This is a genomic window from Streptomyces filamentosus, assembly GCF_014654895.1.
Lineage (GTDB): Bacteria > Actinomycetota > Actinomycetes > Streptomycetales > Streptomycetaceae > Streptomyces > Streptomyces filamentosus.
This window is the reverse complement of record NZ_BNBE01000002.1, coordinates 1,160,623-1,184,653: the sequence shown is the minus strand read 5'-3', so window position 1 is coordinate 1,184,653 and position 24,031 is coordinate 1,160,623. Positions and strand designations below refer to the sequence as shown.

Annotated in this window: 17 protein-coding genes and 1 pseudogene; 10 read left to right on the top strand and 8 right to left on the bottom strand. The window is 74.7% G+C overall.

Annotated features, from left to right (window positions below; all coding sequences use genetic code 11):
* The first annotated feature begins 46 nt into the window (after positions 1-46).
* Both IE326_RS24185 and IE326_RS24180 read left to right on the top strand, forming a co-directional pair.
* On the top strand, positions 47-1,336 hold the full coding sequence (locus IE326_RS24185; protein ID WP_190042979.1) for a cyanophycinase: 1,290 nt from the start codon (positions 47-49) through the stop codon (positions 1,334-1,336).
* 165 nt (positions 1,337-1,501) lie between these two features.
* Positions 1,502-2,455: an ABC transporter substrate-binding protein gene (locus IE326_RS24180; RefSeq protein ID WP_229915594.1), complete on the top strand. Its 954-nt coding sequence runs from the start codon at positions 1,502-1,504 to the stop codon at positions 2,453-2,455.
* A 198-nt stretch (positions 2,456-2,653) separates the two neighbouring features.
* Here the strand turns inward: IE326_RS24180 and IE326_RS24175 are convergent, their stop codons facing one another.
* Positions 2,654-3,529: a MurR/RpiR family transcriptional regulator gene (locus tag IE326_RS24175; RefSeq protein WP_150226817.1), complete on the bottom strand. Its 876-nt coding sequence runs from the start codon at positions 3,527-3,529 to the stop codon at positions 2,654-2,656.
* 487 nt (positions 3,530-4,016) lie between these two features.
* Positions 4,017-4,466, bottom strand: a complete 450-nt coding sequence (locus tag IE326_RS24170) for a DUF427 domain-containing protein (protein WP_229915593.1) — start codon at positions 4,464-4,466, stop codon at positions 4,017-4,019.
* 287 nt (positions 4,467-4,753) lie between these two features.
* Between IE326_RS24170 and IE326_RS24165 the strand changes: the two genes are divergently transcribed.
* A complete protein-coding gene (locus tag IE326_RS24165) occupies positions 4,754-5,731 on the top strand; it encodes a class E sortase (protein WP_190042976.1) in 978 nt (325 codons plus the stop codon).
* 7 nt (positions 5,732-5,738) lie between these two features.
* Here IE326_RS24165 and IE326_RS24160 read toward each other — a convergent pair whose 3' ends face one another.
* A complete protein-coding gene (locus tag IE326_RS24160) occupies positions 5,739-6,440 on the bottom strand; it encodes a response regulator transcription factor (RefSeq protein ID WP_190042975.1) in 702 nt (233 codons plus the stop codon).
* A 371-nt stretch (positions 6,441-6,811) separates the two neighbouring features.
* Positions 6,812-8,014 carry an MHYT domain-containing protein gene (locus tag IE326_RS24155; protein ID WP_190042974.1) on the bottom strand — a complete coding sequence of 401 codons (1,203 nt, stop codon included), beginning with the start codon at positions 8,012-8,014 and terminating at the stop codon, positions 6,812-6,814.
* A 550-nt stretch (positions 8,015-8,564) separates the two neighbouring features.
* Between IE326_RS24155 and IE326_RS24150 the strand changes: the two genes are divergently transcribed.
* Together IE326_RS24150 and IE326_RS40950 are read left to right on the top strand one after the other, a co-directional pair.
* A complete protein-coding gene (locus IE326_RS24150; protein WP_190042973.1) occupies positions 8,565-10,148 on the top strand; it encodes a PAS domain-containing sensor histidine kinase in 1,584 nt (527 codons plus the stop codon).
* Between the two features lie 274 nt (positions 10,149-10,422).
* Positions 10,423-11,317: pseudogene (locus tag IE326_RS40950) on the top strand (PAS domain-containing protein); the annotation flags it as partial.
* Positions 11,318-12,270: 953 nt separating this feature from the next.
* On the opposite strand, the gene IE326_RS24140 reads toward IE326_RS40950, so the two are convergent.
* Complete coding sequence (locus IE326_RS24140; protein ID WP_170313768.1) at positions 12,271-12,522, bottom strand: DUF6213 family protein; 252 nt, start codon at positions 12,520-12,522, stop codon at positions 12,271-12,273.
* A gap of 135 nt (positions 12,523-12,657) precedes the next feature.
* Between IE326_RS24140 and IE326_RS24135 the strand changes: the two genes are divergently transcribed.
* The gene (locus IE326_RS24135; RefSeq protein ID WP_150226810.1) at positions 12,658-14,127 is read left to right on the top strand and encodes an aminotransferase class I/II-fold pyridoxal phosphate-dependent enzyme; all 1,470 of its coding nucleotides are present in this window, start codon (positions 12,658-12,660) and stop codon (positions 14,125-14,127) included.
* Between the two features lie 171 nt (positions 14,128-14,298).
* Here the strand turns inward: IE326_RS24135 and IE326_RS24130 are convergent, their stop codons facing one another.
* Entirely contained in the window at positions 14,299-14,799 is a 501-nt protein-coding gene (locus IE326_RS24130; protein ID WP_190042972.1) for a hypothetical protein, read from the bottom strand.
* A gap of 661 nt (positions 14,800-15,460) precedes the next feature.
* The gene (locus tag IE326_RS24125; RefSeq protein WP_190042971.1) at positions 15,461-18,703 is read right to left on the bottom strand and encodes an ATP-binding protein; all 3,243 of its coding nucleotides are present in this window, start codon (positions 18,701-18,703) and stop codon (positions 15,461-15,463) included.
* A 346-nt stretch (positions 18,704-19,049) separates the two neighbouring features.
* Here IE326_RS24125 and IE326_RS24120 point away from each other — a divergent pair, with 346 nt between their 5' ends.
* The 4 genes from IE326_RS24120 to IE326_RS24105 all read left to right on the top strand — a co-directional run bounded on the left by IE326_RS24120 (position 19,050) and on the right by IE326_RS24105 (position 23,262).
* Positions 19,050-19,604 carry an SDR family oxidoreductase gene (locus IE326_RS24120; RefSeq protein WP_190042970.1) on the top strand — a complete coding sequence of 185 codons (555 nt, stop codon included), beginning with the start codon at positions 19,050-19,052 and terminating at the stop codon, positions 19,602-19,604.
* A 121-nt stretch (positions 19,605-19,725) separates the two neighbouring features.
* On the top strand, positions 19,726-20,955 hold the full coding sequence (locus IE326_RS24115; RefSeq protein WP_150226806.1) for an MFS transporter: 1,230 nt from the start codon (positions 19,726-19,728) through the stop codon (positions 20,953-20,955).
* 418 nt (positions 20,956-21,373) lie between these two features.
* Entirely contained in the window at positions 21,374-22,504 is a 1,131-nt protein-coding gene (locus tag IE326_RS24110; protein WP_190042969.1) for an IS701 family transposase, read from the top strand.
* Entirely contained in the window at positions 22,501-23,262 is a 762-nt protein-coding gene (locus IE326_RS24105; RefSeq protein ID WP_190042968.1) for a response regulator transcription factor, read from the top strand. The genes IE326_RS24110 and IE326_RS24105 overlap by 4 nt, the downstream gene beginning before the upstream one ends.
* On the opposite strand, the gene IE326_RS24100 is transcribed toward IE326_RS24105, so the two are convergent.
* A complete protein-coding gene (locus IE326_RS24100) occupies positions 23,226-23,948 on the bottom strand; it encodes a maleate cis-trans isomerase family protein (protein ID WP_037708251.1) in 723 nt (240 codons plus the stop codon). The genes IE326_RS24105 and IE326_RS24100 overlap by 37 nt on opposite strands.
* Positions 23,949-24,031: the final 83 nt, after the last annotated feature.

Sequence of the window (24,031 nt, the reverse complement as noted above, 5' to 3'; positions counted from 1 at the left end):
CGGACACGCGGGCTCATCGACCCCCTCTCCCGCCTTCGGAGGCATCATGCGCGTACCTTCCGCTCCAGCCCGCCGCACCGTCCTCGCCGGCGCCCTCGTCGTGGCCCTCCTCACCGCGGCCGCTCCCGCGAGCGCCGACGCCCGGCCGGACCGGCACCCGACCGGATCCCTCGTGCTGATCGGCGGAGCACTCAAGGAGAGCAACACCCAGGTCTACGGCGAGATCATCGAACGGGCAGGCGGCCCGCGGGCCCGCATCGGCGTCATCACCGCAGCCTCCGTGCCGGAAAGCCAGGACCCCCACGCCGGCGATCCCGCCCTGTGCAGCAACTCCGCCTGCAACGGCGCCTATTACGCCGATCTCTTCAAGCGCCATGGCGCCGCCGACGCCCAGTGGATCCCCCTCGACACCGACCACGTGGCCAACGCCGACTCGGACGCCGTCGTCGCACAGGTCGAGTCCATGACCGGCTTCTTCTTCGGAGGAGGCGACCAGTACCGCTACGTCACCACCCTCCTGCGCGGAGACCGGCACAAGGACTCCAAGGTCCTCGCCGCCATCCGCGCCAAGCTCGCCCGCGGGGCCGTGGTGTCCGGATCCTCCGCGGGCGCCCAGATCGCCTCCGGCCCCGACATGGTCACCGGCGGCGAATCGTACGAGGGGCTCCGGGACGGCAGCGCCCCCGGCTACTTCGACGACCCGACCCGCCTCGGATACCTCCCCCGGGGCGGATTCGGCTTCCTCCGCTCCGGACTCGTCGACACCCACACCGGCGCCTACGGACGCGAAGGCCGGGCGCTGCGCCTCGCCTCCGACACCGGCCACGACCGCGTCTACGCCCTCGAGGAGAACACCGCCCTGATCGTCGACCGGCCCGGCAGCGCCAGCGAGCACATGACGGTCCTCGGCCCCAACGGCGTCGCCGTCCTCGACCTGCGGGACGCCCGCGCACACGACTCCGCGAACGGCTGGTCGCTGCGCCGGGCCCGGTACAGCTACCTCACCGACGGGGACCGGTACGACGCCCGCACGTGGACAGCGCGCGTCCACCCGGGCAAGCAACCCCTGGTCCCCGCCGCCACCACCCCGGTGCCGGCCAACACCGACGTCTTCCACTCGGCCGCCGACCCGGACGGCACCCCCTACTCCTTCCGCACCACCGCCCGCGCCCTCGCGTCGACCCGGGCACAGAACAGCGCCACCGCGACGACCTTCGAGACCGGACCGCGGTTCACCGTGACCTTCACCAAGGCGCGGGGGTTCGCCGCCTTCACCGGAGACGGCACCGGCGCCCGCACCCTCATCGCGCTGCGGATCGACATCGCGCCGCAGTGATCGGCCGGGTGGCGGAGCCGGCCCGCCCGGTGGTGCCGGCTCCGCCGCTCTCCCCCGACCAGCAGTCGGATGCGAGACCGCCGCCCCTCGCCGAGCGCGCGGCCTTCGGCGATCCCGACCCCCGAGAACAGCCGCCCGGTCCTCATCTCAGAGAAAGGCCGCCTCGTGCCGGTCCACCCCCGCTCCACGGTCGTCTCCGTCGCCCTCCTGACGCTCCTCGTCTCCGGATGCGGCACCGGTGACGACGCCTCGTCCCCCGCCCGGTCCCGGATGGCCGGCCCCGTGGCCGTCCTGCCCGACCTCACGATCAAGCCGAACCCCGCGTTCTACGACATGCTCCCTGCGGACATCCGTGCCGAAGGGGTCGTCCGCGTCGCCACCGACGTCCCCTACCCGCCCTTCGAGATGTACACCGAGGAGGGGAGCGACCGGATCACCGGCATCGACCACGACCTCGGTCAGGCCCTGGGGGCCCGCCTCGGGGTCAGGTTCGAGTTCGCGGCGCAGAAGTTCGACGGGATCCTGCCCGCCGTGCAAGCGGGGAAGTTCGACGCCGTCATGTCGGCCATGACGGACAAGAAGGCCAGGCAGAAGTCCGTGGACTTCGTCGACTATCTCAACGCCGGCCCCGGCTGGCTCGTCAAGAAGGGCAATCCCGAGAACATCGCGGTCGTGACGGACGTGTGCGGAAAGCCCGTCGGAGTGCAGACCGGAACCAACCACCAGAAGCTCCTTCAGCAGCGCCAGGAGCTCTGCAAGGCGAAGAACCTCGAGCCCATCCGGATCCTCGCCTTCTCGAAGGACTCCGAGGCCCAGCTGGCCCTCCGGAGCGGCAAGGTCGTCGCCGACTACCTGGACGAGGTCACCGCCGCGTACGTCGCCGCGAACGCGGACGGCGGCAGGTCGTTCTCCACGGTGACGGGGCGTGCGGCGGTCGGAGAGTACAGCGCCTCCCCGATGGGGATCGGGCTGTCGAAGGACCGTCCGGGCCTCAAGGAGGCCGTTCAGGCGGCCCTGCAGTCCCTCATGGACGACGGCTCGTACCGCAAGATCCTCACGAAGTACCAGGTCCCCGGGATCGGGATCCCGAGGGCCACCGTCAACGGAGCCCTCGACTGACCCGTCCCGTGGAAACCCCTCCGCACCCTTCCTCCCGGCCGCGGGGTGCGGAGACCGGACCTCCGTCGACCAGGACCGACGCCGGCCCCGCCCTCCGAGCCGCTTCTCCGCAGGGGCGGGCCCGCACGCGGAGGCCCTTCCGCGGCGACGCTTCGGCGCGCACCGCGGAGGGACGGGATCCGACCTCGCAGGGACCGCTCACAGGAGGCCGGTGCGCCGGGCGATCCCTTCCGCCTCCTTCATCCGCTCGTGGCCGTCGCCGCCGATGCGGTCGAGGACCTCGGCGACGAGCGACTCGACGACCGCCAGGGCCGGAGTCAGGCTGTCGTAGGGGGACGGGGAGGACACCTGGGTGATGAGGACGACGTCCGCGTGGGCGGCGGCCGGCGAGAGCCACGGGTCGGTGAACACGATGACCTTGCCGCCGCGCTCCCTGGCCAGTTCGGCGATGAGCGTCTTGTCGGCCTCGTAACGCCGGTGGTCGAAGAGCACGGTGACGTCGCGTCGGGCGAGCTGCGTGAGGAACGACGTCCGCTCCACGTCCTTGTGCGGCAGGAGGCTCACCTGGTCGCGGAACTGCATCAGGTGCAGGCCCAGGTACTCGGCCAGGAGGTGCGTGAACCTCCCGCCCCCCAGGTGCACCCGGCGCCTGGGGTCGGCGAGGAGGCTCGCCGCCTCCTCGAACTCGTGCTGGGCCACCTCGTCGAAGGTCCGGGAGACCGCCTGCTGCACGAGGGCCGAGCGCTCGCCGAGGGGGGTGGCCGCGGAGTCCGGCCGGGCGGTCGTCTCCCGCTCCGACGTCTCCGGGGCCGTGTAGAGGGTGATCGGCGAGGCGTTGCGCGCGTCGAGTTCCGAGCGGAGCGCGGCCTGCAGATCGGGGAAGCCCCTGTAGCCCAGCCGCGACGCGCACCGCAGCACCGTGGGCGCCGAGACGCCCGCCCGCTCCGCGATCGTCGCGACCGTCTCGAACACCGCGGCGGGGTAGCCGGCCAGCAGGACCCGCGCCACCTTGCGTTCGGCGGGGCTCAGCTCTCCGAGCCGGCTGCGGATCTCGTCGGCCAGCGTGGGGCTCATGGACTTCCCTTCTGCGGTGGGAGGCCACCGAAGCCCGCACACGGTCTTCACGACCGTGCTATCTGGCCTCCCACGTTTCATTTCATGGACTTTCAGGCTGTAAATGTACCGCCTATTACGAGATCTGGACAGGCCTCCCGGTGCGACGACGAGCGCCTCCGGAGAGTTCGCGCAGGCCGTCTCCCGCGCCGCCGAGCCGAGGGAAGGGCCGGCCTGCTGTGCTCGGGGTGCGCGCCGGCCACCATCAGGACCACGTCCCCGCACCGGATCCCGGCCCGGGCGAGCGAACCGTCCTCGGCGTCCTGGCGCCGCACGAGCCCGAATCCGGCCTCCGAGAGCCACGCCGGCGCGGCCTCGGCGTCCCGGTGGCCGAGGTGGGCGCGGAGGTCCGCCGTCATGGCAGCGGGGCGGTCCGGATCCTTCACGGCCCCGGCGCCCCTGGTCGCCCGCGCCGCGTTCGCCAGACGTCCTCCTCCGTTGCGGGCGGTCACCAACCCCAGGTGCCGGGACCGCCCTTGAAAGGACCTTCGATCTCGTGCGTGATCCACCCGCCGTAGAAGTCGCCCTCCTGGGCGGTCACCGGCTCGCCGTCGACCGCGCAGCGCAGCGCGGACGGGTAGAAGGCCAGGTGGCCGCGGAGTGCTGCGTAGGCGCCGAGGGGCCGTTCGTAGCTCCAGGCGGCCCGGACCACCACGAGGTCGCCGACGACGACGTCCCAGTACGACGCCGCGCCCTTCCACTCGCAGTGGGTCCGCCCCGGCCGGGGGCGCAGGAACGAGGCGCGCACGTCGCGCCGGGGCAGGTAGAAGACCGGCGGGTGGCTCGTCTCCAGGACCCGCAGGCTCGCGCGCGTGTCCGCCACGACCTGTTCACCGAACGCCACCGTCACGTGGCGGTCGTCGGCCCTCAGCTCCGGGGGCCGCGGATAGTCCCACACGGACTCCGTCGGCCTCTGCCCGGACCGTACGGGCCCCCCGGGGCCGTCCGGTGCGCAGTCGGCGTCGTTCATGAGCCTGCCCTCGCCGTTCGTCGGTCCGTTCGTACCCCTGCTTCTCCCGCGGGCCGCCCCGCGGATGCGACGCGGTTTCCGTTCGTGGTTCGAGCGGGGCCTCGTGGTGGGCCGCGCGACGTCCCACCGGTTCAGGCACCCTCCAGCTCGCCGCACCCACAAGGCATGCATATACAGTTCCGGTTCATGCCATAGAAATCGGGAGGCTGCACTACATGCCATGGCAGGACACCCCCCACTCCACTCCCCATGACACTCCCCACACACCTCGTCACGACTCCGCCCACCGCTTCGCCCACGAGGTTCCGCCCCTCGCCGGCGGGCCCGGCGGCGCGCCCGCGGACTCCCCGCCCGGACCGGGGCGGGCCGAGCGCCGCCGGGCCGCGGCCAAGAGGGGACGCCGCGGCAGGACCACCCCCGGACGTGCTTCCCCCCGGAGACGACAGGGCGCCCAGGCCGCCGCCGTCCCCGCGCGTCCGTCGTCCCGGGTGGAGGCCCGCCGTGCCGCCCGGCGGGAGGCCAAGGCGGCCAAGGACACCACGGGGGCCGTCGTCGGCGAACTGTTCATCACCCTCGGCGTCGTCATGCTCCTCTTCGTCGCCTACCAGCTGTGGTGGACCAACGTCCTCGCCGGCCAGGAGACCGACCAGGCCAAGGCCAAGATCGAGGACACCTGGGCCAAGGGCGAGAGCAAGCCGGACGTCTTCGCCCCCGGCGAGGGCTTCGCCATCATGTACATCCCCAAGCTGGACGTCGTCGTCCCCGTCGCCGAGGGCATCAGCAAGCCCAAGGTCCTCGACAAGGGCATGGTCGGCCACTACGGCGAGGGCAAGCTCAAGACCGCCATGCCCTCCGACAAGCAGGGCAACTTCGCCGTCGCCGGCCACCGCAACACCCACGGCGAGCCGTTCCGCTACATCAACCGGCTCAAGCCCGGCGACCCCATCGTGGTCGAGACCCAGGACGCCTACTACACCTACGAGATGGCGAGCATCCTCCCCCAGACCGCACCCTCCAACATCTCCGTCATCGACCCCGTCCCCAAGGGATCCGGCTTCACCGGACCCGGCCGGTACATCACCCTGACCACCTGCACGCCCGAGTTCACCAGCACCTACCGCATGATCGTGTGGGGAAAGCTGGTCGAAGAACGGCCGCGCAGCAAGGGAAAGCCGACCGCGCTCGTAGGCTGACGCGCCGTCAGCCCGCCGTCGCCGCGTCGGGCTCCGGGGCCTCCAGCTTGATGCCGACGTGGCGGACCGTGTGCAGGTAGCGGGGCAGGGCCGCCGACTCGCCTAGCTTCCGGCGGAGCCACGAGAGGTGCACGTCCACGGTGCGCTCGCCGCGGTACGTCCGCAGCCACACGCGCTTGAAGAGTTCGCCGCGCGGCACGACGACCCCCGGCCGCCACGCGAGGAATTCCAGGAGGTCGAACTCCTTGCGGCTCAGGTCGAGGGGAGTGCCGTCGAGGAACGCCTCTCTCCGCTTCGTGTCCACGACCAGTCCGCCCACCCGGGCGACGTCCGTGGACACGACCCCGGCCGCCGCCCGCCGCAGCACCGCGGTCATCCTGGCCACGAGGTGGGCACCGGAGAACGGCCCGGCCAGGAAGTCGTCGGCACCGATGTCCAGTGCCCGGACGAGGTCACGCTCGTCGTGCCGGTCCGTGACGGCGACGACGGGGATGTCCGAGACGGTACGGAGCATCTTGAGCATTTCCAGGCCGTCGACGTCGGGGAGGGCGAGGCCGAGCACCATCACGTCGAAGGGCTCGTCCAGGACGGCGCGCAGGCCGCCCAGCGCGGTGCCGCACCCCCGCACGGTGTGCGAGGCCTCCGCGAGACACATACCCAGAACGGAGCGAACGGAGGGATCGCTTTGGACGAGAAGCACCTTTGCCATGCGGGCACGGTACGCGAGACATATGTCTACAAGAAGATGGGGGTGCTGACGCCCTAGGACCGTGCATGGCATATTCTGCGGGGCGCGGTCGGACGGCCGGCCGGTTAAAGATCTTTAAGGCATCAGCAAGGTCTCGTTAACCCCGCCACCCGGCCAGGAAACCTAAGATGGCATGAACAGCCGGTGGTGACAGGCCGCCGGACAGGGCTTCCGTCGGGCCGAGGGCTGTCCCGCTACTCAGGGCGAAGGCGGGTGGGTCACCAGGGGCGGATCGGCTTGTCCGGTCGTGTTCCGGACCGCGCCTCCGTCGGAGCCGGGGGGCAGGTCGAAACGGACGTCGCCAGGCGGTGACGGGAGGTGCGGGACAGCCCTCAGGGTGCGGGAGTGGCCGCGGTGTAGAAGACGGAGGAACCGCGCTTGGTACGGCTGGCGCGCCCCTTCGCGACGAGATTCTCCAGGGACGTGCGCACGACGGTCGTCTGGATGTGGCGATCCGGGTGTTGTGCGCTCAGCGCGGTGGTCACCTCGGAGGCGGAACAGGGGGCATCGCTCGCCGCGAGGTGATCGCGGATCAGTTCGACGAGGGTGATCTTTCCTCCCCTGGAATTGCGTGCGCCCTTTTCGGCATTTCCGTTCTTCTGCCGGGGAACCTTGCGGTCCGATTCCGGAGTGCCGGCCTGGAGTGCCTTCTTGAGATTGAGCAGCACGCCGTGATCGTGCATCAGCTCGTCGAGTTCCGCCGTGAGGCGCGCCACCTCGGACCGGATGCGCTCCTGCTCCGCCACATTGCGTTCGAGATCTCCGGCGACCTTGCTGCTGTAGGCGGTCGTGAGTTCCGTTTCTCCCGGCATGACTTCCTCTTCGTCGCATGTGGTCGGTCGCGCCGGCGACGTCATGCGAGGGCGCGGTTTCCGAGTGCGCCGGGCGGGACACGGGACATGACTGACGGCTTCGGCCGACGACCACTCTAGGGCATGGGCCTCGTGTCCTGGGATTTGGTGATCGGCATGCCGGAGGAGGGGGGCCGCCGGCATCTTATTGGTCAATTGACCAATTAATGGCCGGGGAATTGCGGGACAAACAGCGACGCCCGCCCCGCCCGGATGGCCACCGGGGAGCGGGCGCCGTCGCGCGGCGGGGAGGGTCGCCGCGCGACGGGGGCAGCGGAGGACGGCACTCCGCGGGCGCCGGTCGAGGTCCGCTTCGTCGTCCCCCGGAATCAGCAGGGAATCGAGCGCGACCATCGCGCCGGCCGCGATGAGGAAGACCAGGGGGGCCACCGGCATCGGCAGGACCGCGGTGGCCGGCGCCCCGGCCGCCGGGGGTTCGGCCACGTGGGTGTGGAGCCGTACCGAGAGGACGGCCATGCCCGTGCAGTGCGTTCCCGCCACGCCCAGGCCGGTGAAAAGACCTGCGGTCAGCAGGACGGAAGGGCGGGTGCCCGGGTAGGCGACGGCTCCTGCGCCGAGGCCGACGGAGACCACCGCGTACAGCGGGCTCGTCGGAGTCGGCAGTCCGTCGTCATCGATTCCGGTCTCCCGCACCGTGAATCCGGGCATCCCGATGAAGTGCACGGTCCGGATCCCGCATCCGACGGAGACCGCCCCGAGGAGGAGCCGGCCCGGCATTTTCCGTCCGCTGCGCACCGACCGGACCGTGCACCGGAGCCCCCGGTGCGGAACCGAGGCGGGCCATGATGTACCCCGCCACGGGAGTGATCAGCCCCTGACCGAAACCGTCGATCGTGCCGTTCATGGATTTCCCTCGGTCCGTTCATGAGGTGCGAGTGGGCCTGGTCGGAACTCGCGAAATCCCGGCGGACTCTATCTGACATATGTCCCTCCTGAATCACGCACGGCGCTGCTGTCCGGTGTCGAGGTGTCGATTTCTTAAGAAAGTCCTAAGCGCGTGTTCTTCAGCGCCTCGAGCGGGTTTCCCTGTGTTTGCATGTGACGGCGGCGCGGGGCGCACGACCGGCGACGAGCGGGTGCCCGGGCGTTCCCCGACATCGCCGCGAGAAGCCGCAAGACGCGAGAGGAAGCGGGTGGAGGGTGTTCGGCGTGCCCGGCCTCTCCGCACGAACGGGATTCCACGGTCCGCGCGACAGGCAGGAAGAGAACAGCGGTGAACTTCGACAGCGGCCCAGCGGTGCGTCTCCCCGGCGCCGTGACGGGCATCGCACCCCTCCACCACACGGGCGTGGTGGACTTCGTCCCCGACGCCGTACTGGTCATCGACGACAACGGCACCGTGATCAGGGCCAATCCGGCCGCGGCGGACCTCCTGGGGTACGACCGGCAGACGATCGAGGGACGCGGTGTTCTCGACGTCCTCCCGACCTTCGACTGGAACCTCATGCGCGGGCCGGCGGACCCCGGACGCCCCGGAGCGGCTCCCGCGCGCCGACTCCGAACCACGGCCCGGACGGCCGACGGCGGAACCTTTCCCGTCGAGATCAGCACCGTACGGCTCCACGGGGGCACCCCGCACGAGGCACTTCCACCCGGCTCCTCCCTGGTCGTCTCGCTCCACGACGTCACGGAGGCCGAGGAGGCGCGGGCGGTCCTCCGCCGCTCCCTCCTCCAGGCGGAAACGGTCCTGCGCACCACCGGCGAGGCGCTCATCGGGATGGACGCCGACGGCCGGATCGACCTGGTCAACCCGGCCGCCGCCCGTCTGCTCGGAGGCCGGGCCGCGGATCTCGCCGGCTGCGACCTGCTCTCCCGCCTGGTGCCCGTCGGGCCCGCGGGCGACCCCGTCGACGCCAAGCACGCGCCTCTCGCCGAGGCCCTCGGAAACGGGCGACCGAGCCGGCTCACCGGCCTGGAACTGGAGCCGGTCGACAGCCCCCGCCTCACCGCCGACATCGCCGTCCGGCCCGTCATGGACGACGGCAGGACGGTCGGCGCGGTCGTCGCGCTCAGCGACCGCCGCCCGTACGAGCGGCTGGCCGACGAGTACATCGCCGCACAGAGACGCACCCTCCGGCAGCACCGGACCGAACTCGAACGGCAGCGGCAGCTGACCGACCGGGCCACCGAACGCACCCGCGAACTCACCGACTTCCTCGCCGGCCCGCTGGCGGGAGCACTGCACCACCTGCACGTCCAGCTGGTGGGACTCGCCGACGACGGCTCGCGCCCCCTGTGGCCCGAGGCGACGCTCAGCCTGGAAGCCCTGGCGGCCGACCTGCGCATGATCATGGCCCTCGTGAACGACAGGGCCGCGCCTCACGTCCACGACAGCGCGCCGGCGGGAGCGCGGCGGCGCACCGTGCTCGCCGACGACGTGGTGCAGGCCGGGGCACGGGCGGCGTCGTCCTCCACCGGCCCGAGCCGTGTGCAGTTCTCCGTCCACGTGGACCCCGACGACGTCTCGACCGCCGTCGCGCGGCTCATCACGGACGTCGTCCACGCCGACGACGAGCAGGCCGGCTCCGCCCCGCATCACGTCTTCGCCGCCGCCCTCCACCGGCGCGGCCTGCTGCGCATCGAAGTCCGTGGTCCCAGGGACGGCGGCACGCGGGAGCACTTCGACGTCGTACGGGGCATCGCCGAGGCCCACGGCGAGACGCTCCGCGCGCACCGGGCCGCCGAGGACGGCGGCAGCACCTACGTCCTGGAGGTGCCCCCGGCCCTCCGGCCGACGGGACGTCACCGCTCGCCCAGGCCCGTGGCCGCCCTCCCCGCGGAACAGTTCTCCCCATGACCGGGATGTGTCTCAGCCCGCCCCGATCATGGCATGAAGGCACCCTCGAGAAACATCAAGGCAGCGACCTTGCCCCCACCTGTGCCATCGCCAGGTGGTGAGGTCCCCGTCAGCCGGACCGACGCCCCACGAACCCACCGCTCACCGCACCGATTCCGGTCCCGGTGCGCCGGCTCGGCCCCGCACTCCGCACCACGCCGAACCGCGCGGCCCCTTCGCCCGGCACCGCCGCACACCCCCGCCTGTGACCCCAGCCCGGAAAGGAAACGTCGCCATGGTCCTTCCGCTCTCCCGAGGCGTTGCTCGCCTCGCGGCCGTACTCGACGCCCTGCCGGACGGCCTCGTGCTCGTCAACTGCAACGGCACGGTCGTCAACGCCAACACCATCGCCCTGGGCATGTTCGAGACCCCCGGCACCGCGCTCGTCGGGCGCGGTCTGCTGGACCTGCTGCCCACCTTCGACTCGCGCCTGATCCCCGGCTCGATGCGCCGGCCCGACCCGGCCGACGAGCGGGGCCGGACCAAGCCGATGCGGATGGTCGCCCGGCGCACCGACGGCGGCGAGTTCCCCGTCGAGGTGACCAGCGCCAGCCTGGAGGACGGGCGCGAGGCGTACGACTCGTACAGCGGCTACACCGGCGACGAGCTGCTGATGCTCGTCGTCCGCGACCTCACCGGCACCCTCGACACCGAGGCGGAACTGGCCCGCTCGCAGCGGCAGACCGAGATGATCCTGCGGGCCGCGTCCGAGGGCGTCGTCGGCACGGACACCGACGGCCGGGTCGTCCTCGTGAACCCCGCCTTCGCGCAGATCCTCGGCTACCGGGCCGGCGAGCTCGGCGGCGCCGAGCTGCACCCCCTGATCCTCGCCAGGCGCGCCGACGGCACCCCCTTCCCGTACGAGGAGTCCCCGCTCGCGGACACCCTCAAGTCCGGGCGCAAGCACCGCGTGCGCGGCCAGGTGCTGTGGTCGAAGGGCGGCGAGCGGGTGCCCGTCGACCTGACGACCGCCCCGGTGCGGGACGGCGACCAGCTCGTCGGCGCCGTGATGACCTTCACCGACCGCAGACCGTACGAGGAACTCGTCGTCCGGCACGAGGCCGAACTCGCGGAACACGCGGAGCGGTACGCGGCGCTCGCCGCCCGCCACGCCGAACTGACCGCCCCGCGTCCCGCATCCCGGACCGCAGGCCCTGACCCGCTCCGGACGGGCACCGCGGAACCCCCGCGGCCGGCGGGCGCGGCGCCCAGCGTCGCCCGCCACCCCACGACCTTGGGCACGATCCTGACCGCCGCCATCGACAAGGCCGTGGTGCTCACCGGCCCGCACCGCACGCGATTCGCCGTACACGCACCGCCCGTCGTGGTCTCGCTCGACCCCGATCGCGCGTCGACCGCCCTGGCACACCTGATCGCCGACGCCTCCGGCACCGCGTCCACGGGGACGGCCCGTCCGCAGGCGCAGCCCTCGCCGCGCACCGACACCACCGTCGTCATCACCGCTTCGCCGTTCGCCGACCGCCTGCGCATCGAGATCAGCGGCCCCCAGGCCGTCAACGACCCCACGCACGTCCTCGTCGCCCGCGGGATCGTCGACGCGCACGACGGGGAACTCGCCGTACGGCACCATCCCCGCGGCTCCGGACTCACCTACGTCATCCAGATCCCCCACACGCCCCTGCCGCCGCTCCTGCCGGCCGCCGCGCGCGCCTCGGTCCCGCGCACGGGCCGGCCCGTCCTGTCGTCCGCGGCGTCCTCCGCGGTGTCCCTGCCCCCGTCCCCGGTCCGTGCGCCGGTCGCGGGCTCCTGGATCATCGGCGCGGCGGTCGACGCGCGCCGGGACCGTACGGCCGCACGCACCCGCCCCTATGCCGTTCCGCCGCTCCCGCGGAAGGCGTCCGACGGCGAACAGCAGCGCCTCGTCGACCTCCTCGCCAGGATCAGACAGCACCCCGCCTGAGCACGGGGCGAGGAGGCGACGGCGCGGCGGACGGGACCACGGTGCCGCGCGACCGCCGTCGGGGGCGGAGCGGAAGCGGCCGCGGCGCTCCACGGCGGCCCGCCGCCGCGCCACCCCACGCGGACCGGCCACCCCGAGGTCGCCGCCGGGCCCCTCGCGGAGTCAGCCGGGAGCGTCCTTTGAAGGACCCTCCCCGGGCGGCAGCAGGGCGATGCACTCGGCGTCGATCAGGTCGGCCACCTCCATGAGCGACGTGGCCAGGGCCAGGACGGTGGCCGGATCGTGGTCCGCCTCGCCCCGGTCCGTGGCCTGGAGCCAGACGGCCGCGACGTGCCGCAGCAGACCGGTCATCTCGTCCGCGGGGACGAGGAGACGACCGTTCGCGAGGAGCAGGAACCCGGGTGACACGGTCATGGCGCGCCGCCTCCCTTTCCGCCGGTCGGGATGCGGCTACCCCTTCGCCGGGACGGTACGCGCGGGTCCGCGCGTGAGGACGGAGGCGTCGGGTAGGCGCCCCGGGACAGGAAGGCCCCGTCCACCGGAAGAACCATGGACCACTCGCGTGCACCCGTCCTCGAAGCGCTGGAGGACTTCCGGCGGCGGGGAGACGTCGTCTACGGCCCGCCGGGACACAAGCAGGGACGCGGAGCGGACCCACGGGTGGCCCGCGTCGTGGGACAGGACGTCTTCCGGTCCGACGTGCTGCTGCTCAACGGCCTCGACGACCGGCGTGAGTCCCAGGACGTCCTGGAACGGGCCCAGGAGCTGATGGCGGACGCCGTCGGCGCGGAACGGGCCTTCTTCTCGACCTGCGGCAGCTCGCTCTCGGTCAAGACCGCGATGCTGTCGGTCGCGGGCCCCGGTGAGAAGCTCCTGCTGTCGCGGAACGCGCACAAGTCGGTGATCGCGGCCGTGGTGGTGAACGGTGTCCGGCCCGTCTGGGTCCACCCCAAGTTCGACGCCGACCGGCACCTCGCCCACCCGCCGGAGCCCGACGACGTGCGCCGCGCCCTGGCGGAGCACCCCGACGCGAAGGGCATGCTGCTCATCACCCCCACCGACTGGGGGACGTGCGCGGACGTGCGCGGCGTGGCCGAGGCGTGCCACGACGCCGGGGTGCCGCTCGTCCTCGACGAGGCGTGGGGCGCCCACCTGCCCTTCCACCCCGGACTGCCGGTCTGGGGCATCGACGCGGGCGCCGACCTGGTGGTCACCAGCGTCCACAAGATGGGCGGGGCGATCGAGCAGAGCTCGGTCTTCCACCTCCAGCACGACCGGGTGTCGCCCGAGGTCCTCCGGCAGCGCGAGGACCTCCTCGGCACGACGAGCGCCTCCTCCCTCGTGTACGCCACGCTCGACGGCTGGCGGCGCCAGATGGTCGAGCAGGGCCGCGACCTGCTCGGCGGCGCGCTGCGCCGGGCCGGCCGGATCCGCGAGGCGGCGGCCGCGCTGCCCGGCCTCGCGCCGATGGGGGCCGAGGTGGTCGAGGCGGGCCTCGCCGCCGACTTCGACCCGCTCAAGATCGTCCTGGACGTGCGGGAGCTCGGCATCAGCGGGATGCAGGCGGCCGAATGGCTGCGCGAGGAGCACCGCGTCGACGTCGGCGGCTCGGACAGCTGCCGGATCAGCCTGTCCGTCACCCACGCGGACGACGACGAGACCGAACGGATCCTGCTGGACGCGCTGACGGCCCTCACCGAACGGGCGGACGAGCTCGAACGACGGCCTCCGGTCCGGCTGCCGGAGCCCTCGGCCCTGGAACTGGAACAGGCCATGTCGCCGCGCGAGGCGTTCTTCGCCCGCGCCGAGCACGTGCCGGCCCGGGAGGCCGTCGGCCGCGTCTCCGCCGAGACGATCAGCCCCTACCCGCCGGGGGTGCCCGTGGTCACGCCGGGCGAGGTGATCGGCGAGCAGGCCGTCGCGTACCTGCGCAGCGGCGTGGCGCACGGCGTCCTGATCCCCGACGCCGCCGATCCCTCGCTGGAGACCTTCCGGGTGGTGGCGCGCGACGCCGCCTGATCGTCCCCGCCGGAGCGCCCCGCACCTCGGACGCGGGGCGCCCCGGACGAGCTTCCGGTGCTCCGCCGCCGACCCGCCGGGCGGCCCGGTCGCCGCGCACACGGACGCCGCGCGCGGACGGGGCGGCGGGCCCGGGGGCCGGGCGGGCCGCGAGTGGACCCGCCCCGGCCCTCACTCCGGGAGCGGGGACGGCTCGTGACCGCCGTCGACCGCCGTGTCGCGGTGCATCGCCGCCTCCTCGGCGGCCCTCGTGTCCTCGGGGCCGGCGTCGCGCGCGGCGACGCCGCCCGGCACCGCCGTGTCGGCCCGGACCAGGCGCCCGGCGGGGGCGGCGCCGGACTCCTCGTCGAGCGGTTCGCCCTCCCCGCCGGGGAGGTCGCCGATGCCGTCGCCCGGTTCGGGCGCCACGTCGGGCCGTTCCTCCGCCAGCCGTTCGTCCAGGGACGCGCCCTCCCGCTGCTCACCGGCGGTGGTGCCGGTCCGGGTGACGGCGGTCGGCCGGTCGGGCGGGGAGTAGCCCGGCTCCTCGGGATTCCCCGTCGTCCCGGTCTCCAGGGCGTTCTCCGGGTCGAGAGGGTCGCCGGGCCGGTTCGAGGCGTCCGAGCCGGTCGGCTGGTACACGTCGTCGCCGCGCGCGTCCGTCTCCGCGGCGGCTTCCTCGGGTGACGTCATGTCTGCTCCTCGTCCTCGCAGGGGGGGCGGGCGGGCCGGCGGCCCGGGGCCGGGCGGCTTCTCGGCCCGCTCCGGTGCCCGGCCCGGGACCGGTCCTCGGCCTCCTGCGTGCGCCTCCTCCGGCCGGGGCCGGAACGCGCCGCTGCGGCGCCGGGGTGTCGCCCCCCGGTCTTCCGCGGCCGGCCCTTTCCGCTTTCCGCTGGCGCGCCTACCCGGCCGGGGCGGAGGAAATCACGGGCGACCGTCCCGGGTGCCCGTCGGGCGCCGGGGCGGTGGTCGGCGCCCGGTGGGGACGCGCCCAGGGCCCGTCGGGGGCGGCTGCCCAGGGGCCGGGGAGGGAGTGCCAGGGGAAGGGGGCAGGGGCGGACGGCCGGCATGAAGGCCGGGGCATCGCCCTGGAGGTCGTCACCGAGGGTGCGGGTCCGGCCGGCCGCACGGCCGGGGACCCCGTCGGCGGCGGCACGGTCACCGTGGGCGCCGGGGACTCCGCCGGCGACGTCCTGGGGTGACGGGTGAGCAGCGCGTCCGCCGCGTCCCCGTCATCGAGGGGCACGTCCTCGTCGGCATCATCGCCCGCGCCGTCATCGCCCGCGCGGTGCCGGACCGGAAGGCGGACGACCTGGTCGGGCCGGTCTCCGAGGTGTGCCGGCGTTCCAGGGCCTCAGGGGGCGGTCTGATCCTCCCCGGTCGGCGGGAGCACGGGGCGGAGACGGGCGAGGGTGGGTTCGCCGCGGTCCCGGGCGCCCCGGTCCTGGGCGGTGCGGAACGCCTCCGGGGTGAGGGAGGCGCGCAGGGCGGCCGTGACGCGGTCGACGTCGCCGCGCTCGGCGGCGGGCAGGGGGGCGTCCACGCTGCGGCGCTCGGCGTCCGCGGCGCCGAGGAGCGCGGCGGCGGCCTCGGGGGAGCGCGGGGCGAGGGCGCCCGCGATGCCCTCCAGGCAGAGGGCGAGGGCGCGGGGCTCGGCGAGGACGCGGGCCACCGCGAGGCCCCGCAGATGGTGCCGGGCCGCCTCGTCGTGATCGCCCCGGAGCTCCGCGAGGAAGCCGAGCTCGGCGAGGCGCAGGTGCTCCCCGGCCGGTGAGGACGCCTGGGCGAAGCCGTCGCGCAGCCGTATCAGGTGGTGCTCGGCCCCAGTCAGGTCGCCGGACCGCCGCGCGCCGAGGGCCAGCCCCATCCGGGCGTGGATCTCCGCGTAGGCGTAGCCCTGTTCGGCGGCGATCGCGAGGGCCCGTTCGTGCAGGGTCCGGGCCCGGTCCCAGTCGCGGGCGAGGAGCGCGAGGCGTCCCAGGCCGGAGAGCCGGGCCGACTCCTCGGCGGTGAGGCCGAGTTCGCGGGCGATGCGCAGTCCGTCCCGCTGCCGGCGGGCGGCCTCCTCGTACGCGCCCTTGATCTCGGCGAGCGTCGCGAGCGGCGGAACCGTCTGCAACTCGCCCCACCGGTCGCCCTGTTCGCGGAAGAGGCGGGCGCTGTGCAGCCCGTCGCGGCCCAGGCCCGCGAGGTCGCCCCGGTCGAGCGCGAGGCGGGCCCGCAGGCTCAGCGCGGCGGCCGTCCCCCAGGAGTCGCCGAGCTCCTCGAAGAGCCCGAGCGCACGGGAGTTGAGCGCCTCGCCCTCCTCCGGCGCGCCCGCGCTGAACAAGCCGTACGCGCACAGCCACAGGGCGCGCGCCCGGCGGGCCGGGTCGGGAGCGCCGGGCGTGCAGCCGTCGGCCGGCACGGGGGCGGGGCGCGGGCCACGGCCCTCGGTCAGGAGGGTGAACGCCCTGTGCAGCAGAAGGAGTTCGGTACGCTCCGGGGTGGCTTCGGGGCGGGCGTCGAGGACCGTGCGCAGGGTGCGGCGGGCCTCGGTGAGGCGACCGCGCAGCAGCCACCACCAGGCGAGCGCCCGGGCCAGGCGCGCGGCGGACGGATCGCCGGCGGGCAGGCCCAGCGCCGTGTCGAGCGCGGTCCGCAGATTGCCCGCCTCGGCGTCGAGCCGGTCGAGGTGGTCGCGCTGGCCGGGGCCGCGCAGCCCCGGCTCGGCGCGCTCGGCCAGGGCCAGGTAGTGCGCCAGGTGCCGGGCGCGCACCGCGTCGAGGTCCTCCATCTCGTGCAGCCGCTCCAGCGCGTAGGCGGCCACGGACTCCAGGAGCCGGTAGCGCGGCCCCGCTGGACCCTCCGCCACGGCGACCAGGGAACGGTCGACGAGCCGGGTGACCAGGTCCCAGACCTCCTCCCCGGCCACGCCGTCGCCCGCCGCGACGACCGTGACCGCCGCCAGGTCGCAGCCGTCGGCGAAGGCCGCGAGGCGGCGCAGCACGATCCGCTCGGGCGCGGTGAGCAGCTCCCAGCTCCAGTCGATCACCGCGCGCAGGGTCTGCTGCCGGGCCGGGGCGCCGCGCCGCCGGGCGGTCAGCACCTGGAAGCGGTCGCCGAGCCGGGCGGCGAGCTCCCGCACCCCCAGGGCCCGCACCCGCGTCGCGGCCAGTTCCAGGGCGAGCGGGATGCCGTCCAGGCGGCGGCAGATCTCCTCGACGGCCGCGCGGTCCTCCGGGGCTGCGTCGGCCGGGTCGGCGGGGAAGCCCGGCGCGGAGGCGGCGGCCCGCTCGGTGAAGAGCCGCACCGCGTCCCCGGCGGCGAGCGGTTCGACCAGCACGACGGCCTCACCGCTCACCCCCAGGGGCTCCTGACTGGTGGTCAGCACCCGCAGGCCGGGCGCGGCGGCCAGCAGCAGCGCGGCCAGTTCGGCCGCCGCGTCGACCACGTGCTCGCAGTTGTCGAGCACCAGCAGGCCGCGGCGGTCGCGCAGCGCGGCGGCGAGGTGGCCGACGGGGGAGGGGGCGGCGTCGCCGGGGCGCGCGGTCCGGTCGTCGTCCCGCAGGCCGAGCACCCCCGCGACGACCTGGGCCAGGTCCGCCGCGGCGCCGGACCGCACGCCGGCGAACTCCACCAGCCAGGCGTCCGGCGCGGTCTCCCGGGCGGCGGCGACGGCGAGCCGGGTCTTGCCGACCCCGCCCGGCCCGGTGAGCGTCACGAGCCGCGCCCCGTCGAGCGCCCGCCGCACACGGGCGAGCAGCGGGTCGCGGCCGATCAGCGGGGTCAGCGGCGCGGGCAGGTTCCCGGCGGGCGGGGCGGCCGGCGCGGCCGGCGCGGCGGGGGAGGAGGGGAAGGAGGGAGCGGGGAGGGCGGCGGGGGCGGTCAGGGACGGGTCGTGGCGGAGGAGGGCCGTGTGCAGGGCGGCCAGTTCGGGGCCGGGGTCGACGCCCAGGTCCTCGGCGAGCCGGACGCGGACCTCCTCGTACGCGGCGAGGGCCTCGCTCTGGCGCCCGGCGGCGTACAGGGCGCGCAGGCGCAGGGCGTGCAGCCGTTCGCGCAGCGGGTGCGCCCCGGCGAGCTCGGCCAGTTCGGCGGCGAGCGCCGGGTCGCCGCCGAGGGCGAGCCGCGCCGCGGCCCGTTCCTCCAGGGCGGTCAGCCGCTCCTCGTCCAGCCGGGCGGCGGCCGGGCGGACGAGGTCCGCGTCCGCGAAGTCCGCGTACGCGGGGCCGCGCCACGTCTCCAGCGCCTCGGTGAGCAGGGCGACCCGGTCGCCGGGGGCGGCCGCCGCGCCGGCCCGTGCGACGAGGGCGCGGAACCGCGCGGCGTCGACCTCTTCAGGGCGCAGGTCCAGGAGGTAGCCCGGAGGGCGGCGCACCACCCGCTCCCTGCCCAGGACCGCGCGCAGCTGGGAGACCCGCGCCTGGAGCGCGCCGGACGGCCGGGCGGGCGGCCGGGAGGGCCACAGGACGTCGATGAGCCGGTCCGCCGGGACGGTCCCGCCGTCGTGCGCGAGCAGCACGGCGAGCAGGGCGCGGACCTTGGCCTCGGGGACCGTGACCTCCTCGCCGTCGTCGTTCCGGACCACGAGTGGCCCCAGCACCCCAAACCGCATGCCGGTCACCCTATCCGCCCGGCGGCGCCCCCACGGGGCGGGACGCCGCGCCGGACCCGCCCCCGGACCCGCCCGGAACGGATCCGGACCCACCCGAAGCGCCCCCGGACCCGCCCGGACCCGCCCGAACCGCCCCCCGACCCATCCGAAGCGCCCCCGGACCCGGCCGGAGCGGACCCGAAGCGGACCCGAAGGTTTCCCGAAGGGCCCTCCCGCACAGTCGGGGCATCGGACGGAGGACCCGGAGAGGCCGAAGGCCCCGGAGCCCCCGGAAGACCTGACGCGAGACCCGGAGGCCCGAAAGCTCCGGCGCAAGACCCGGAGGAAGAGAAAGGGGCAGGGACGCATGACCAGGTACGCGGGCCGTCGCGCCGTCGTCGTGGGCGGGCCGCCCGCGGTGGACCTGGCCATCGCGAAGCGGCTCGTGGAAGGCGGCGCCCGCGTCGTGTTCGCCGCCCCGGCGGGCGAGCGGGCCCGGCTGCGCGCCGAACTGGGCTCCACCGCCGAGGTGGTGGTCCCCGGCGGGCTGGATGCCTCCCTCGGCCCCGGCGCCGAACCCACGGTCGACCTGCTCTTCGCCGGCACCGCCCCGACGGCCCGGCCGCTGCTGCGCCGGCTGCGGGCGGGCGGCGCGGTGGTGCTGACCGCGGGCCCGTCCGGTACGGAGCTGCGCGCCCTCGCGGCGGACCCGGGCGCCCGGGGGATACGGGTCAACGCCGTGGTCCCCGGCTGTATCGCGGCCTCCGGCGGGGCTCCCGTACCGCTGCCGCCGCTCGGGCGGCTGGGCGCCGCGGAGGAGGTGGCGCGGGCCGCGCTGTTCCTGGCCACGGACGCCACCTTCACGACCGGGGCGCGGCTGCCCGTGGACGGCGGCCGCTCCGCCGCCCCGCCGCCGGACTGACCCCGCGCCCCCGGGCCCCGCGTCCCCGGGTACCCGCGCCTCCTCCGTACCCCTCTCGCGTCTCCTCCGCACCCCCTCGCATCCCCGACACCGTCCCCACCCCATGGACTTGGAGCACAACATGAGCACCGCACCGGACACCGCGGCCGAAGCGACCGCGCCGCCGGACGCCCCGGCGGCCGAGGGACGCGAGAAGCTGCCCCTCCTCGCGCTGCTGGCGCTGGCCACCGCCGTCTTCATCACCAGCCTCACCGAGACCCTGCCGGCCGGTCTGCTGCCCGCGATGAGCGGTGACCTCGGCGTCAGCGAGTCGGCCACCGGGCAGACGGTGACCATCTACGCCCTCGGCACCGCGCTGACGGCGATCCCGCTCACCGCCGCGACGGCCGGCTGGCGCCGCAAGCGGCTGCTGCTGACCTCCATGGCCGGGTTCGCCGTGGCCAACACCGTCACCGCCGTCTCCTCGGTGTACGGCCTGACGATGGCGGCCCGTTTCGTCGCGGGCGTCGCGGCCGGTCTCGCCTGGGCGCTGCTCGCGGGCTACGCGCGCCGGCTGGCCCCGGAGCGGTTGCAGGGCCGGGCCATCGCCATCGCCATGGCCGGCATCCCGGTCGCCCTCTCCCTGGGCGTCCCCGCCGGCACGTACCTGGGCAAGGTCACCGACTGGCGGGTCGCGTTCCTGGTGATGACCGGTCTGACGGTGGCGCTGCTGGTGTGGATCGCTGCGGCCGTGCCCGACCACCCGGGCCAGCGGGCGGGCGAACGCCCGGGGATGCTGCGGGCGCTGAAGGTGCCGGGCGTGCCGGCCGTGCTCTTCGTGACGCTGGTCTTCGTGCTGGCCCACACCGTCCTGTACGCGTACGTCGCCACCTTCCTCGGTGACCTGGGCATGGGCGACAGCACCGACCTGGTGCTCCTGGTGTTCGGCGCGGCCTCGCTCGCGAGCATCTGGATCGTGGGGGCCCGGATCCACCGCCAGCTCCGTCAGCTGACCGTCGCCAGCACCCTGCTGGTGGCCGTGGCGGCCGCGCTGCTGGGCGTGTTCGCCGAGCAGACGGCCTTCGTCTACCTGGCGGCGGTGCTCTGGGGCCTCGGCTGGGGCGGGGTGCCGACCCTGCTCCAGACCGCCGCGGGCGAGGCGGGCGGCGAGCAGGCCGACGGGGCGCAGGCCATGCTGGTGACGCTGTGGAACGTGGCGATGGCGGCGGGCGGCGTGATCGGCGGGGTGCTCCTGGACACCGCGGGCAGCGAATCCTTCCCGTGGACGCTGGTGGTGCTGCTCGTGCCGGTGCTGCTGGTCGTGCTCCGGGCGCGCGCGCACGGCTTCCCGGCCCGCCGGGCCGACGCCTGAGCACCCGTCCCGCCGGCGTCCGTCCGGCCGCGCGGCCCTGGCGGCCCTCCCCCTCCGGGAGGGCCGCCAGGGCCTTTCCGTGCCCGCCGCACCGGTCCCCGTTCCCTTTCGGACCGTCCGGCCGAAAGGAGGCGGAAAGACGGCGGCAAAGATCCGCCACGAAACGTTCATACGGTTTTGACACGTCGTGAAATCCCCTGGCCGAAGGGCCCGGACACCAGGCCGGATAACGGTTGCAGCCGTTCCGCCCGACTCCGCCGTTCCCCCGCCGCGCGCCCGTTTCCGCAGCTCACGGGGCGAAGTCGGAAACTCTCCGGAGAGGCGTCGGGAATGCCGGGGGCAGGCGGTACTTTTGCGTTCGAACAGGCGTTTCTGACCAAGGGATTCACCGCCGCGGACACGAGGGGGATGGCGTCACATGGCGTCGAGCAGGACGCAGGGGACGACAGGGCACCACCAGACCGACGACTTTCGGCCGATCTCGGGGGCGGGGGACTTCACGGCGGACGTCTTCGGCTCGCTGCACCGGGCCGAACAGCTCCGCTGGGCGCGGGCCTGTCTGTGGGCCCTGGCCAGGACCGAGGGGCGCAGGACCCCGCACGGCCTGGCCCGCACCCTGGACCTGCCGCCCGCCGCCGCCCGGGGCCTGCACCAGTTCGTCAACGTCAGCCCGTGGGACTGGCGGCCGGTGCGGGCCCGGCTCGCCGAACGGGTGGCCGGACACGTCCGGCCGTACGCCTGGACCGTCGAGGAGCTCGCGGTGCCCAAGGCGGGACCCCACTCGGTGGGGGTGCACACCTGGCCGGATCCGGACACCGGACGGCCCGTCAGCGGGCAGCGGGCGCTGGGTCTGTTCCTGGTCGCGCCGGACGAGGCCTTCGCCGTCGACTGGCAGCTGGTGCTCGGCGGCGCCTGGGCGTGGGACCGCGGACTGCGGCACCGCGCCCGGGTGCCGCACGCCGAGGGCGTGCGGCCCGACGGACCGCCCCTGCTCGACCTCGCCGCCCGGGCGCCGGCCCGCACGGGGCCGGCCGGACTGCCCTGGGTGCTCGACCTGACCCGCTGCGCACAGGCGGCCGGGGTGCTCGACGGCCTCGCCCGGCAGGGCGCCGCGGTGCTCGCCGAGGTCCCCGCGGAGCTGGAGGTGGCGCTGGAGGGGATGCCGGGCCGGGCGGCGACGGTCGGCGCGGGCGCGCTGACGGAGCGGCTGCTCGCCCGGCGGCCGTACCCGGCGGCCCGCTTCCACCCCGGGACGGTCCGGCCGCCGGGCGCCGCACGCGCGTACCGGCTGCTCGGCCGCGCCGCGCCGGACGGGCGCGGTCCGGCCCGGCAGTGGCTGACCGACCTCCCCGACCGGAGCCTCGACCGGGTGGTCCCCCTGCTGCGGGCCCGCACCCGCTCGGCCGCCGCGCTCACCGTGCTCCGCGAGCGGTACGGGCTGCTCGACTTCGCGGGCCGCTCCTTCCCCGGCTGGCACCACCACATGACGCTGGTCTCCGCCGCCCACGCCCGCCACCGGCTCGCCGGGGACGCGGAGGTGGGACGGTGAACGCCCGAGGAGGGGACGGCGCGGGAGGGCGGAGCGTCCTGGTGGTGGAGCGGGATCCGGACACCGCCGAGGAGACGGTGCGCAACCTCGGGCGCCACGGCTACGCGGCCCGCGGCGTCGGCACCGGGGCGCTGGCGCTGCGCGCCCACCGGGGCGTCGACCTGGTGCTGCTCTCGCTCGACCTGCCCGACCTGGACGGCCTCCAGGTGTGCCGCGCCCTGCGCGACGGCGGCGACGTGCCGCTGATCGCCGTCGCGGACCGGGACGACGAACTCGGCCGGGTCCTCGCCCTCCAGGCGGGCGCCGACGACTGCGTGGTCCGCACCTGGGGATTCCGGGAGGTCGCCGCCCGCATGGAGGCGGTGCTGCGGCGGGCCAGGCCCGCGCCGCGCGGCCCCGCGCCCATTTCGCTGAGCCCGCTCCACCTCGATCCGCGCACCCACGAGGTGCGGGTCCACGACCGGCTCGTCCCCGTCACCACCAAGGAATTCGAACTCCTCTACCTGCTCGCCGGAAGACCGGAGACCGTGGTCTCCCGGAGGGAACTCATGGCCCGCGTATGGGGCAGCGAATGGGGCCATCCCAGCCGCACCATCGACACCCACGTGAGCAGCCTGCGCACGAAACTCGGCGCTGGCAGCTGGATCATCACCGTCCGGGGCGTGGGCTATCGGATGGGGCACGTGCGCCCGGCGCCCCCGCACGCCGGACGCACGGCCGGTCAGGCCGCGGCGGGCGGGGCGGCGGAGCGGCCCTGAGCGGCGCCGGCGGCCCGCAGCGCCCAGCGGGCCGACGCCTGGTTGGAGGTGAGCGCGATCCGGCCCGGCCGGCGCCGCTCCAGCTCCTCCAGGACCGCGAGCGTGCCCATGCCGGTGCCGGTGAACAGCAGCGGTCGGTCGTCGTCGGGCAGCGCCGCGTCCAGCCGGTCCAGGAGCCCCTGGGCGGTCACGCGGTACGGGTCGTGGCCGCCGTCCGGCAGCGGCACCGGCACCACCGCGTCCACCCGCAGCCCGGCCCGCTCCCAGAAGGCGCGGGAGGTCTCCGTCAGCCACGGCACGTACGGCGACACCAGGGTCACCGCGTCGAGCCCCAGCTCGGCGCCGACCTCCAGGACCGCCCGGGTGGAGGAGGCCACCGGGAAGCCGGCCCGCGCCGAGAGCCGCGCGCACAGCTCCCGGTCGCCGTCCGGCCCCAGCAGGTAGTGCGAGGCGCTGCACGCCACCACGGCGGCGTCGAGGCGCATCGCCCCGAACAGCCCCAGGGTGTCGGGCAGGACGTCGTTGTACGTCTCCAGCATGCGGCGCAGCCCGACCCCGGGGGTGAGCGGGAAGCGCGCGGCGAACACATTGACACGGCCGCCGAGCAACCGCTGGAACTCCGGTTCCGCGGTGGGATTCTCCGGCGGCACGACAAGGCCCAGTCGAGGCAACGGGAAAAGGTCCATGACGGCACATTAGGAAGCCCTTCCGGCGAACGGGCGGGTGGCCGCGGAGATTTGTCGGAGGCGGGAAGCTTCCGCATGCTCCT